This window comes from Nocardiopsis sp. SBT366 (genome assembly GCF_001083815.1).
Lineage (GTDB): Bacteria > Actinomycetota > Actinomycetes > Streptosporangiales > Streptosporangiaceae > Nocardiopsis > Nocardiopsis prasina.
The window spans coordinates 1-12,017 of sequence record NZ_LAVM01000120.1 but is presented as its reverse complement, the minus strand read 5'-3'; the positions used below and the strand labels follow the sequence as shown (position 1 = coordinate 12,017).

Annotated in this window: 11 protein-coding genes; 6 read left to right on the top strand and 5 right to left on the bottom strand. The window is 70.8% G+C overall.

The features are described 5' to 3' along the window. Positions 1–464 precede the first annotated feature (464 nt). The 3 genes from ADX84_RS23895 to ADX84_RS23885 all read left to right on the top strand — a co-directional run bounded on the left by ADX84_RS23895 (position 465) and on the right by ADX84_RS23885 (position 3,129). A complete protein-coding gene (locus ADX84_RS23895) occupies positions 465–1,763 on the top strand; it encodes a YeeE/YedE family protein (protein WP_049579451.1) in 1,299 nt (432 codons plus the stop codon). 57 nt (positions 1,764–1,820) lie between these two features. After that, positions 1,821–2,492, top strand: a complete 672-nt coding sequence (locus ADX84_RS23890; RefSeq protein WP_369801139.1) for a YdcF family protein — start codon at positions 1,821–1,823, stop codon at positions 2,490–2,492. A 154-nt stretch (positions 2,493–2,646) separates the two neighbouring features. Then, positions 2,647–3,129 (top strand): YbaK/EbsC family protein, encoded by a 483-nt coding sequence (locus ADX84_RS23885; RefSeq protein WP_049579446.1) that lies wholly within the window; start codon positions 2,647–2,649, stop codon positions 3,127–3,129. A 60-nt stretch (positions 3,130–3,189) separates the two neighbouring features. On the opposite strand, the gene ADX84_RS23880 is transcribed toward ADX84_RS23885, so the two are convergent. Continuing rightward, positions 3,190–3,672 (bottom strand): hypothetical protein, encoded by a 483-nt coding sequence (locus ADX84_RS23880; RefSeq protein ID WP_049579444.1) that lies wholly within the window; start codon positions 3,670–3,672, stop codon positions 3,190–3,192. A gap of 192 nt (positions 3,673–3,864) precedes the next feature. Here ADX84_RS23880 and ADX84_RS23875 point away from each other — a divergent pair, with 192 nt between their 5' ends. Further along, positions 3,865–4,458: a hypothetical protein gene (locus ADX84_RS23875; RefSeq protein ID WP_049579441.1), complete on the top strand. Its 594-nt coding sequence runs from the start codon at positions 3,865–3,867 to the stop codon at positions 4,456–4,458. Between the two features lie 18 nt (positions 4,459–4,476). Here the strand turns inward: ADX84_RS23875 and ADX84_RS27015 are convergent, their stop codons facing one another. The 3 genes from ADX84_RS27015 to ADX84_RS23865 form a co-directional block, all read right to left on the bottom strand. Next, positions 4,477–4,605, bottom strand: coding sequence for a hypothetical protein (locus ADX84_RS27015; protein ID WP_255352590.1), 129 nt, complete (start codon positions 4,603–4,605; stop codon positions 4,477–4,479). Between the two features lie 74 nt (positions 4,606–4,679). Continuing rightward, on the bottom strand, positions 4,680–6,038 hold the full coding sequence (locus ADX84_RS23870) for an OFA family MFS transporter (RefSeq protein ID WP_049579438.1): 1,359 nt from the start codon (positions 6,036–6,038) through the stop codon (positions 4,680–4,682). A gap of 177 nt (positions 6,039–6,215) precedes the next feature. Beyond that, a complete protein-coding gene (locus ADX84_RS23865; RefSeq protein ID WP_049579435.1) occupies positions 6,216–7,154 on the bottom strand; it encodes a LysR family transcriptional regulator in 939 nt (312 codons plus the stop codon). A gap of 151 nt (positions 7,155–7,305) precedes the next feature. On the opposite strand from ADX84_RS23865, the gene ADX84_RS23860 reads away from it, so the two are divergent. After that, a complete protein-coding gene (locus ADX84_RS23860) occupies positions 7,306–9,591 on the top strand; it encodes an FdhF/YdeP family oxidoreductase (RefSeq protein WP_199776684.1) in 2,286 nt (761 codons plus the stop codon). A 135-nt stretch (positions 9,592–9,726) separates the two neighbouring features. Here the strand turns inward: ADX84_RS23860 and ADX84_RS23855 are convergent, their stop codons facing one another. After that, positions 9,727–10,935 carry an aromatic acid exporter family protein gene (locus ADX84_RS23855; RefSeq protein ID WP_049579433.1) on the bottom strand — a complete coding sequence of 403 codons (1,209 nt, stop codon included), beginning with the start codon at positions 10,933–10,935 and terminating at the stop codon, positions 9,727–9,729. 160 nt (positions 10,936–11,095) lie between these two features. On the opposite strand from ADX84_RS23855, the gene ADX84_RS23850 reads away from it, so the two are divergent. Then, positions 11,096–11,716, top strand: a complete 621-nt coding sequence (locus ADX84_RS23850) for a histidine phosphatase family protein (RefSeq protein ID WP_049579453.1) — start codon at positions 11,096–11,098, stop codon at positions 11,714–11,716. Positions 11,717–12,017 lie beyond the last annotated feature (301 nt).

Here is a 12,017-nt window from a genome sequence, read left to right as displayed (position 1 = left end):
GCGTCCGCCCGGTTCCACGGGCGAGGCCCCGTCCGCCCCTCCACCGCCCCGGTCAAGGTGATCGCGTGGTTCCTGCCCCTCCCCCGAGACAGCGGTCCGCGAAGCGCTCCCGCTGCGTCCCCCGCAGTCGCGCCGGAAGCGACCGGGACCGGAGTCCAAGGACGGGATGTCACCCGGGTCCGGGCTCCCGCGCACCCCGGGGCCCATGCTCGCCGGGCCCCGCCACCAGGGCCGGTCCGATACATGCCCTAGAATCTCCCCCATGTCCGGTCCCACCCGTTTCCTTCGCATGGCTCTGATCTCCATGTCGCTCACGAGCACCGATGACGGCCTCTGTCGCCGCCGGTGCCGTCTCCGCGTGCGCTGACCCGACCCGTCTCCCGCGCTCCGACGCGGCACCGGTGTGCCCCTGGCGTTCCCGCGACCCCGTGTCGCCCCACCCCGTCACGTTTGGACACATCCCTGTGACCGCAACACCCACCAAACCGACCGGGAACTCCGGTTCGGATGTCTCTCCCGCCCTGGCCCTGAAGTGGAACCCCACCCTCTCGGTGCCGCCACCGCGGGCCCCCCTGGCCGAACCCGTCCGCTGGTGGCCGCTGGGGGTCGCCCTGATCGGCGCCCTGGGCCTGGCCGCCTTCGTGTGGTCGGAGCACGGCGCCCTGCCCTCCGTGCTGCTACTCCTGGGCACCGGCCTCGGCTTCACGCTGTTCCACTCCCGGTTCGGCTTCACCTCCGCCTGGCGCCAGTTCCTCGCGGTGGGCAACGGCACCGGCCTGCGCGCCCACGCGGTCCTGCTCGGCACCACCGCCACCCTGTTCGCACTGGTGATCGGTACCGGGACCGGCCTGTTCGGCAACGACCCCTCTCCCTCGGCCGGACCGATCGGCATCGCCCTGTTCGCGGGGGCGTTCCTCTTCGGAATCGGTATGCAGCTCGGCGGCGCCTGCGCCTCGGGCACGCTCTTCGCGGTCGGCTCCGGCCAGTCCGCGATCCTGATCACGCTCTTCGGCTTCATCGTCGGATCGCAGATCTACAGCCTCGCGTGGCCGTTGGTGTCCGACCTGCCCGCGATCCCACCGGTGCTGCTCTCCGACCACGTCGGCTGGGGCGGCTCCTGGCTCATCACCATCGCCGCCCTGGTCGCCATGGTGGTCGTCACGCGCTTCGTGCAGAACCGGCGCGTCCCGCCGCCCGTGGGCGCCCCGCCCTCCGCTGAGGGCGTGGCGCGGATCGTGCGCGGCAGCTGGCCGCTGGTGGCCGGTGCCCTGGTGCTGGCCGCCCTGGGCGCCGCCGTGCTGGTCGTCTCCGGTGGCGCGTGGGGGATCACCTCGGCCTTCAACCTGTGGGGTGCCAAGGCCCTCCAGCTGGTCGGGCTCCAGCCCGAGACCTGGGCGTTCTGGTCACAGCCCGGCCAGGCCGAGCAGCTGGCGGGACCGATCCTCCAGGACAAGAACAGCCTGACCAACATCGGCATCATCCTGGGCGCGGCCGTGGCGGCGGGAGCGGCGGGCACCTGGAAGTGGCACACCGGTCTGAGCTGGAACCTGGTGGCCGCGGGCCTGGTCGGCGGCATCCTGATGGGTATCGGCGCCCGGCTCGCGGGCGGGTGCAACATCGGCGCCTACCTGGCCGGGATCGGTTCGGGCAGCCTGCACGGCTGGCTGTGGGCGGCCTTCGCCCTGGCCGGGACCTGGGCCGGTCTGCGCGCCCGCACGCTCTTCGGCCTGGGTGTGCCCAAGCCCGGCGACAGCGTCTGCTGACCTCCCCGCCGCCGTTCTAGGGTGCGAGGGACACGGAACGGCGGCGGAGGGATCGGTGTGGAAGCGAACGCGCGAGTGGAGCTGACGGAGGAGGTCCGTCAGCGGGCCCGGATCGTCTGGGACTACCAGCACATGGGCCAGGAGCCGCGCGCTTGCGACGTGGCGGTGATCCTGGGCAGCCACGACCTCGGCGTGGCCACGTGCGCCGCCGACCTGTTCCGGCGGGGGTTCTTCCCCCGCATGGTGATCACCGGCGCGAACAGCCCCTCCACCCTTGCGCGGTTCCCCAGGGGCGAGGCGGTGCACTACCGCGAGCACGTCCTGGAGCTGGGCGTTCCGGACTCTGCGGTCCTTTTGGAGGACGGGGCCACCAACACCGGGGAGAACCTCCGGTACTCACGGGCGCTGCTCGCGGACGCGGGGATCAACGTCGGCTCGGTCATGCTCGTGTGCAAGCCCTACATGGAGCGGCGCGCGCACGCCACCGCGCGTGTGCTCTGGCCCGAGGTGGACACGGTGTGCGCCTCGGCCCGGAGCGGGTTCGACGACTACCTGGGCACCGTGGGGGACGACCGGCTCGTGATGGACACGATGGTGGGCGACCTGCAACGGGTGATGGAGTACCCCGCCCGGGGGTTCTGCGTCCCGCAGGAGGTCCCCGACCGGGTGCGTGAGGCGTACACGTACCTGGTCGCGGCCGGGTTCGACGGCCACCTGATCACGCCCTGAACGGGGCGCGGCGCTCGGGCCGAGGGCAGGGGTGGGAATGACCTTTCTGCGTTCTCGACGTACACCGCGCGCGCCCGGGGCGAGGACGGCGGTACGCGAGCGCGGTCCGTACCCTCTCCGATAGCCTGCGGCCGGAATCGACGAAGGGATCGACATGGACCAGGTCCAGGACCTACCCGAACGCAGCCGCGAGGTGACGCGGGCGCTCGACGCGCTGGGAGCGAGCGGCCGGGTGCGCGCGCTGCCCGCCTCCACCCGGACCGCCGCCGAGGCGGCCGAGGCCCTGGGGTGCGAGGTCGGTGCGATCGCCAACAGCCTGGTGTTCATGGCCGACGGCGCGCCCCTCCTGGTGATGACCAGCGGTCGGCACAAGGTGGACGTCGCCCTGCTGGCCGAACGCCTGGGCCGGGCGAAGATCAAACGCGCCACCCCGGAGCAGGTCCGGGAGGCCACCGGCCAGGCCATCGGTGGGGTGGCGCCGATCGGCCACCCCTCCCCCGTGGAGACCGTGGTGGACCCCGCCCTGGCGGACTACCCCCGGTTGTGGGCGGCGGGCGGCACCCCCAACACCATCTTCCCCACCGACCACGCCGAGCTGCTCCGCATCACCGGCGGCACCTCCGTCGAGGTCAACTGACACACCGTTCCGTGGGCCGGGCCGCGGGGCCGGTCCGGCCTCAGGTCGGAGCGCCGCGCGTCAGGCGGAGGGCGCGCGTCGCCGCCGATGGATCACCCTGCTGGCGCCCCAGGCGAGGAGACCGCACACCGCGCCCACCAGGGTCCCCGTGACCACGCTGCTCAGCGCCGCGAAACCGCGAGTGACCATCGCGTGGGCGGCGGGCGGGAGCTCGCTGAGGTTGCCGCCGAGGGTCGGCGGATCGCCGTCCCAGGCCGTGGTCCACAGGATCTGGTGGCCGACCATCAGGAACAGCCCGTACAGGACTCCCACCACCAGGAGTGTCAGGAACGGGTTCGGGACCCGGCGCCACAGCACCACGGCGATCCACACAAGCGGCGGGACGAACACGAACACCGCGTTGACGAGGGTGCCCTCCTGGATGATCCCGAGGTCGTGCAGCACCACCCGGGGCGCGGCGAGCAGGGCCAGGAGGACGAGGGTGAGGAACGGGAGCCCCGGACGCTTTCGGCGGGACGGTGTGGGGCTGTCTGTTGGGTTCATGCCCCCATGCTGGGTACGCGGGACCGCGCACGCGTCCGCCCCAGGTATCGAGCCCCTACGTCAGGGAGCGTCACCTCTCCCCCGCTCCTGCCTCGCGCACCCTCACCACAGGACCTCCCTCGCGCGTCCGTGTACGGTACGGTCGCCCTGAGCCCCGGGCCCTCGGGCCCGCCCTGGGAAGGACACCCCCGCATGACCAGAACCGGCTGGATCGTGACCGCGATCAGTACCGTGGTCGCCCTGATCGTCGGATTCGGCGCCGGGTGGTGGGTCCAGGGGGCGTCGTCGGCGGAACCGGACCCGACCCCGCCCTCCGCACGGAGCACCCACCCCGACGACGTTGAGGACCGGCCCGAGGACGAGTTCGAGGCGGTCGTCGTCGACTTGGACCAGATCCACGACTTCGGTGACGGGTTCTCCGTCGGGTTGAGCGGGTTCGAGCGCGGAGTCGAGGAGGGCGGGGTCGATCCGGCCACCGGCGAGGAGGGCGACCTGCCCTACCTGTCGTGGACGGTGGAGGTCGCCAACGAGGGGTCCCAGACCGTGTTGTCCGGTCTGGTGACCAGGTCGTGCTCGGTTGGCGACCCGCTCCGCGAGTCCGGTTCCCCGGTGCTGGGCGACAGCGTGAACCCGCCGGAGAGTCTGGCCCCGGGCCAGTCCGGCGCCTGGGACGAGGACTGCTGGGCCGACGAGGACGACCACCAGGTCCAGTACACGGTCGAGTTCCACGACCAGGACTTCGTCCCCCTGTACCCGCCGGTCACGTTCGCGGGAACCGTCGACTGAGACCGGCGGGTCGTGTCACTACCCGGTGAACAGGGCCGCCGCCTGGATCGCGGTTCTCACCACGCCGTAACCCAGCGCGATGATCACGACCGCCCACAGGAAGAGCGCGGCGGCCTTCGACGCCCGGTCACGTGTGCTCTGTTCCATCGGATCCTCCTTCACCGACCCCGACGGGGCCCCTGGGTCTGCACTGTGGTCCACGGCTCCGTGGCCGTCGGCGCTCACACGCGCTCCCGGGAGGGGTCGGTGTCCTGCTGCGTCGCCTCGGGAGCGGCCTTGGGCAGGGGGCGCACCAGCGCGTTGGCCACGAACCCGACCACCATCACGCCCACCATCAGGTACAGCGAGAAGGTGTAAAGCTCGGCACCGGAGCGGCCCGCCGCCAGCTGCTGGTCGGCGATCACGTTGACGATCAGCGGTCCGGCGATCCCCGCGCACGACCAGGCCGTGAGCAGGCGGCCGTGGATGGCGCCGACGTTGAAGGAACCGAACAGGTCCTTGAGGTAGGCGGGGATGGTCGCGAAACCGCCGCCGTAGAAGGACAGGATGACTCCGGTGACCGCCACGAAGAGCACCACCGAGCTGGTCCCCGCCATGGCGATCAGCACGTAGAGCAGGCTGCCGAGTCCGAGGTAGCCGATGTAGGTGCGCTTGCGGCCGAGCAGGTCCGACGTGGACGACCACACGAAGCGCCCGAGCATGTTGCACAGGGACAGGAAGCCGACATAGCCGGCGGCCTCGGCGGGTCCGACTCCGGTGAAGAAGTCCTGGACCATCGGCGCGGCCTGTTCGAGGATGCCGATCCCCGCGGTGACGTTGCAGAACAGCACGATCCACAGCAGCCAGAACTGGCGGGTGCGGAAGGCCCGTTCGACGCTGACGCCCTCGGTGGCGGGGTCCACGGCGGGTGTGCCAGGGGACTCCGTGGGCGGCTGCCATCCGTCCGGACGCCACCCGGGCGCCGGGACCTTGACCGTCATCGCGCCGAGCATCATGGCGATGAAGTAGACGGCGCCGAGGATGAGGAACGCGGGGACGATGGCGTCTGCGGGGGTGTCGCCGAAGCGGTCCAGGAGCGCGGCGGACAGCGGCGAGGCGATCAGCGCGCCGCCGCCGAAGCCCATGATGGCCAGGCCGGTGGCCATGCCCGGCCGGTCCGGGAACCACTTGATCAGGGTGGACACCGGGGAGATGTACCCGATACCGAGGCCGATCCCGCCCACCACGCCGTAACCGAGGTAGAGCAGCCACAACTGGCCGGTGGCCACTCCCAGGGCGCCAATCAGGAAGCCGGTGCCCCAGCACAGTCCGGAGACGAACATCGCCTTGCGTGGACCGTTGCGCTCCACCCACTTGCCGCCGAAGGCCGCCGAGAGGCCCAGCATCACGATGGAGATGCTGAAGACCACGCCGATCGCTGTCAGCGTGGTGTCGAAGCGTTCGACCAACGGGGTCTTGAACACGCTGAAGGCGTACACCTGGCCGATGGACAGGTGTACGGCGAGCGCGGCGGGTGGGATGAACCAGCGGCTGTATCCGGGCGGCGCGACACTCTTGTCACGATCGAGAAACGACAGCACTACTCATCCTCATGATTGATTTCCGACCGGAATGCGCTTCCGCTTTCCCGAGTATTCCGGGGAAGCGGCACAAGCATGCGCCATCGTCACACCTTGTGTGACGAGAATCAAATACACGTTCATTGTCGAACGATAGGTTCTGGTTATCGAGGGCCCGGAAGCGGGCCCTGGCGGGGCTCAGAGTGTGACTCCGGGAGCAAGCCCGGCCGGGTGGTGGTGGTCCAGCCGCGTCTGGAGGTCGGCGACGGCGACCGTGTCCAGGAGGGCGCGGGCCAGCACGGGTTCGGGGTCCCGGTCGGCGACGACCAGGCCGATCTGCTTGCTGACCTCGGGTTCCACGAGGGGGATGGCGCGCATGCCCTCCGGAACCGCGTGGAGGGACAGCCAGGCGTGCGGCATGACCGCTGACCAGCGGGTCTCGTTGACGTACGAACACAGCGCGCTCACCGAGTTGGTCTCGACCCTGGGCACCGCCTCGACGCCCGCCCGACGGAACGCCTGGTCGATGATGCGACGGTTCTGCATGTCCGGGGACAACAGGCACAGCGGCACCTCGGCGGCCTCGGCCCAGGTGATGGTCTCGCGGCCGTTCAGCAGGCCCTGCTCGTCGGTGAGCAGGGCGTAACGCTCCCGGTAGACGGGCTGCTGGCGCACGTTCTCCAGGGGCTCGTTGTCGATGTAGGTCAGCCCGACGTCGATCTGGTAGTCGGCCAGGCCCCGCTCGATCTCCTTGGAGGTCATGGAGACCACCGACAGCGTCACCAGCGGGTGGAGCTCACAGAAGGCGCTGGTGATGAGGGAGATGGAGCTCAGGGTGGTGGGTATGGCCCCGATCCGCAGACGACCGCTCAGTCCCTCCCTCAGGCTCCTGACGTTCTCCACCAGGATGTCGTGTTCGGCCAGGACACGCTGCGCCCAGGCGACGATCCGCTCCCCCTCGTGGGTGAACCCGATGAACCGGTTGCTCCGCCTGACGATGGGGACGCGGAACTCGGCCTCGAGCTTGCGGATGGCTGCGGACAGCGCGGGCTGGGACACGTGGCACGCCTGGGCCGCACGGGCGAAATGCCGTTCCTTGGCCAGCGCTGTCAGGTACTTCAGCTGGCTCAGCAACATCGCGCAAGAATACATGCGCCAGACCCCCGGGAACAACAACACCCAAGTCCTTGATATCGTTCGGCCCATTCAGGGCCATAACTATTCGGGACCTCTGGACAGAGGGCGACTCGGTGAGAGAATTCGAACTGTGACACACCACGACTCGGACATGCCCGACCCCGCCCAGGACGCGCCGGAGGTCGGGCCTCCCAAGGAGAGCGCGGCGGGCATCCCGGCGGTACTCAACAGCGTGCGCCATGTGAACGACCAGGCGGGCGTGCTGCGCGGGCTGCCCGCGATGCTCGCCGTCAACCAGAAGAAGGGCTTCGACTGCCCCGGCTGTGCCTGGCCGGAGCCGGGCAAGCGGCACCGCGCGGAGTTCTGCGAGAACGGAGCGAAGGCGGTCGCCGAGGAGGCCACCCGCCGTACCGTGGGCCCGGACTTCTTCGCCCGGCACCCGGTCACGGACCTGTTCGAGCGCTCCGGGTACTGGCTGGGACAGCAGGGCCGTCTGACGGAGCCGATGTACCTGGCCGAGGGCGCCACCCACTACGAACCCGTCTCCTGGGACCGCGCCCTGGACATGATCGCCGATGAGCTGCGCGGGCTGGACACGCCCGACGGCGCGGTGTTCTACACCTCGGGCCGCACCAGCAACGAGGCGGCCTTCGCGTACCAGCTGTTCGCGCGCCAGCTCGGCACCAACAACATGCCCGACTGCTCGAACATGTGCCACGAGTCGTCCGGCTCCGCGCTCACCGAAACGCTGGGAGTGGGCAAGGGCAGCGTGTCCCTGGAGGACATGTACGAGGCCGACCTCATCATCGTGGCCGGTCAGAACCCGGGCACCAACCACCCCCGGATGCTGTCCGCGCTGGAGAAGGCCAAGCGGCGCGGCACGCGGATCGTCACGGTGAACCCGCTGCCCGAGGCGGGTATGAAGGCGTTCCGCAACCCGCAGTACGCCCGGGGCCTGGTGGGGCGCGGGACCGAGCTGACCGACCTGTTCGCACAGATCAGGGTGGGCGGAGACCTTGCGCTGTTCTCTGCGGTGAACCGGCTGCTGCTGGAGGCCGACCAGCGCGGGGAGAAGGTCCTGGACCACGGGTTCGTGAACTCGTTCACGCACGGGTTCGAGGAGTTCGCCGAGGCGCTGCTGGCCGAGCCGGAGGACGAGTTCTGGGCCCGGACCGAACGCGACACCGGGCTGTCCCGCTCGCTGGTCGAGGAGCTCACCGCGATGGTGGTCGCCTCGGAGCGGATCGTGGTGTGCTGGGCGATGGGTCTGACCCAGCACAAGCACTCCGTGCCGACCATCCGCGAGGTGGTCAACTTCCTGCTGCTGCGCGGCAACGTGGGGCGTCCGGGCGCGGGCGTGTGCCCGGTGCGCGGCCACTCCAACGTGCAGGGCGACCGCACGATGGGCATCTTCGAGCGGCCCGCGGACTCCTTCCTGGACGCGCTGGGCGCGGAGTTCGGGATCGAACCGCCGCGCGAGCACGGGCACGACACGGTGAACGCCATCCGGGCGATGGCGCGCGGTGAGGTGGGCCTGTTCTTCGCCATGGGCGGCAACTTCGTGGCCGCCTCCCCGGACACCGAGGTGACCGAGGACGCCATGCGCCAGGTGGGGCTGACGGTCCACGTGTCCACCAAGTTGAACCGTTCGCACGTGGTGACCGGCACCCGCGCCCTCATCCTGCCCGCCCTGGCCCGCAGCGACCGCGACCAGCGCGACGGCGAGCAGCGGTGGGTGACGGTGGAGGACTCGATGGGCCTGGTGCACGCCTCCCACGGGGTGCTCGCGCCGCTGTCGGAGGGGATGCGCTCGGAGGTGGACATCGTCCTCGAGCTGGGCCGGAGGATGTTCGGGAACGCTCCGGTGGACTGGGAGGCGATGACCGACTACGACCGGGTGCGTGACCACGTGGCCCGGGTCGTTCCGGGGTTCGAGGACTTCAACGCCAAGGCGCGGCGGCGCGACGGGTTCGCCCTGCCGCACGCTCCCCGTGACGACCGGAAGTTCCCGACCGCGACGGGTCTGGCCAACTTCACGGCCAACGGCACCTACGCGCCCGAGGTCCCCGAGGGGCGGCTGCTGTTGCAGACGCTGCGCTCGCACGACCAGTACAACACCACGATCTACGGCCTGGACGACCGCTACCGCGGCATCAAGGACGGCCGAAGGGTCGTGCTGGTCAACGCCGAGGACGCCGCCGAGCTGGGGCTGGCGGACGGGGCGTACACGGACCTGGTCGGTGAGTGGTCGGACGGCCGTGAGCGCCGGGCCCCGCACTTCCGGGTGGTGCACTACCCGACCGCTCGGGGCAGCGCGGCCGCGTACTACCCGGAGACCAACGTGCTGGTGCCGCTGGACTCCACCGCGGACGTGAGCAACACGCCCACGTCGAAGTCGGTGGTGGTGCGCTTCGAGCCGTCATCGCGGGCCAGCTGAGCCGGGCGACCGTCCCGCCCCGGTTGTCGGAGGGTCCCTGGGTATCCGTACCCGGGGGCCCTCCGCGCCGGTTCCGGGCACGGCTCCCCGGCACCGGGGAGCCGTGCGCCGTCTCCCCGCTGTTCGGGCGTCAGATCACCGATCCCCGGGGCGGCGCCAGGGAAGACGCCCGGTCACGGGCCGCCAACGGGGTCGCCAGCGCAGCCACGGCAGCCACGGTTCGCCTGGCGGGTGCGGGACGGTGGGATCCTCCAGTTCCCCCAGGAGGACGTCCTCGACCTCCTCGAACCTGATCCCGGCGAACACCATGATGTCGGTGGCGACCATCTCCACGGCGAGGTGGGTGGCGTGGGTGACCGGGTCGTCCTCGGGCAAACCGGCTCCGTAGGCGCGTGCGGCCGTCAGGGCCTGCTCCACAGCCTGTTCCCTGGCCTCGCGGCTGCTGAGGTCGTCGGCCAGGATGGTGAGCACCTGGGCCATGTTGGTCACGATCGGCGCCAGCTCCCGCTGTTCCTCCACTCCCATGGCGGTGGTGGTCCGGGACAGGAACAGGCAGCTCTCGCCGAGCAGGATCAGCCGCTCGATGACCTCGTCCTCCTCAAGCACGGGTTTCGGGTCGCCCCAGCGGATGGTGGAGAGCCGGATCGTGGACCTGCTGCTCTCGCGGGCGCGGCTGAGTTCGGCCATGGGTCGGCTCAGGTCCCCGAGCCGGTTGACCACCTGCTCGCTGGAGGTCTCACCGTGCTCAAGGGAGCGGCCGACCAGGGCGAGCATGCTGGCCATCTCGTTGAGCGCGTCCTCCTCGATCCGGCGGAGCATGGCCACGAGCCGGGCCGGGAAGAACAGCTGGCTGAAGGCGAGCGCCACACCCGCGCCGATCAGGGCGTCCACGAGCCGGTCGATACCGGGGCTGGCGCCGCCGACGAAGATCGTGGTGAGGATGGCGCTGGCGGCGGCCTGGCCGATGATGATCCGTTCGGCGTTGATCGCGGCCGCGACCGTCATGGCGCACGCGGTGGCCAGCACCATGGCCACCTCGTTGAGGTCGGTGATCAGCAGGCTGAGCTCGCCCGCGAGGATGCCGATGAACACGCCCATGAGCAGGCGCAGGGCCTGGGCCCCGCGTTCTCCCCCGGCCGCGTTCAGCGCGATCACCGCGGCGATGGGCGCGAAGAAGGGCCGGTGGTCCTGGACGAGGCCACCCGCGATGGTCCAGGCCAGGGTGGCGGCGATGACCGCAAGCACGATCAGGGCGGAGTTGGCGGACAGGCGTGCGCGGACCTCCGCCGTCACGGCCCGGATCCGGCTCCGCGGGGTGTGGCCCTCAGGGGGCTGCTCTCCCATGTTCTCCTCACCGACGAAGGGACACGCCTTCGGGGGTGGGGGGCCGCCGGTTCCATTGATACCGGCAGGAAGGGGAGAAGTGTGGTTACCGTGCCCGGTGTTTCGCGCCGAGGTGGACCCGGCCCGCCCCGCCCGTCAGAGGCGCCCGTACTGTGTCGCCATGCCGACGATCTACCTGATCCGCCACGGTAAGGCCTCCCCCGAGGCGGCGGACTACGACGAACTGAGCCCCATCGGTCACGAACAGGCCCGCCTGGTGGGGGCCGAGCTGGCCCGGCGCGACCTGGACCTCGGCCCCGTGGTGAGCGGGACCCTGCGCCGCCAGCGCGGGACCGCCGTCACCGCCCTCGACGTCGAGCCCGTGACGGACCCGCGGTGGAACGAGTACGACCACCTGCGGCTGCTGGCCCTCCACCCGACCGGAGCGGGCACGCTCCAGGAGCGGTTGGACGCCTCCCTGCACGCGTGGACGTCGTCGGGTGCGACGGGAGAGGGTTCGTGGACCGCGTTCCGCAACGGCGTGCGAGCGGCGCTGGACGAGCTCGCGGCCTCCCTGGAGCGGGGACGGACGGCCCTGGTGTTCACCTCGGCGGGCGTGGTCGCCGCGGCCTGTGCGTCCCTGTTGAACGCCCCGGATCCGGTGTTCGTGGCGATGAACCGGGTGGTGGTCAACGGATCGGTGACCAAGCTGGTGCACGGGCGAGGCGGGACGCGGCTGCTCTCCTTCAACGACCACGCCCACCTGGAACACGGTGGCCCGGAGCTGATGACCTTCCGCTGAGCGGCGCATTCCGGGACCCGATCCATACCGACCAGTCGGTTCCGCGCTCCGCTCAGGCAGCCGGAACCGGCCGCTCCAAGCGCTGCTGGCCTTACTCACCCGGGTGACGCCCACGTGCCCGGCCACGCGTGCGTGATGCGGCAGCAGCGGACTTGGCCATGCAGCCGCGCGGGCAGCCCGAGGCAGACCGCGCGCCCGTGTGCGAGGCCGGGTCGAGCAGGGCATTCTGGAGGGCATGACCGAACACCCCGCCTCCGACTCCGCCCCCATTCCGGGCTCCGTGCCCCTCCCCGGCTTCGGC

Excerpts from the sequence above, each read along its gene's own strand:
- ADX84_RS23885 (WP_049579446.1), top strand. The coding sequence starts at position 2,647 with ATGGACCAGGTCCAGGACCTACCCGAACGCAGCCGCGAGGTGACGCGG.
- ADX84_RS23880 (WP_049579444.1), bottom strand. The coding sequence starts at position 3,672 with ATGAACCCAACAGACAGCCCCACACCGTCCCGCCGAAAGCGTCCGGGG.
- ADX84_RS23875 (WP_049579441.1), top strand. The coding sequence starts at position 3,865 with ATGACCAGAACCGGCTGGATCGTGACCGCGATCAGTACCGTGGTCGCC.
- ADX84_RS27015 (WP_255352590.1), bottom strand. The coding sequence starts at position 4,605 with ATGGAACAGAGCACACGTGACCGGGCGTCGAAGGCCGCCGCGCTCTTC.
- ADX84_RS23865 (WP_049579435.1), bottom strand. The coding sequence starts at position 7,154 with ATGTTGCTGAGCCAGCTGAAGTACCTGACAGCGCTGGCCAAGGAACGG.
- ADX84_RS23860 (WP_199776684.1), top strand. The coding sequence starts at position 7,306 with ATGCCCGACCCCGCCCAGGACGCGCCGGAGGTCGGGCCTCCCAAGGAG.
- ADX84_RS23855 (WP_049579433.1), bottom strand. The coding sequence starts at position 10,935 with ATGGGAGAGCAGCCCCCTGAGGGCCACACCCCGCGGAGCCGGATCCGG.
- ADX84_RS23850 (WP_049579453.1), top strand. The coding sequence starts at position 11,096 with ATGCCGACGATCTACCTGATCCGCCACGGTAAGGCCTCCCCCGAGGCG.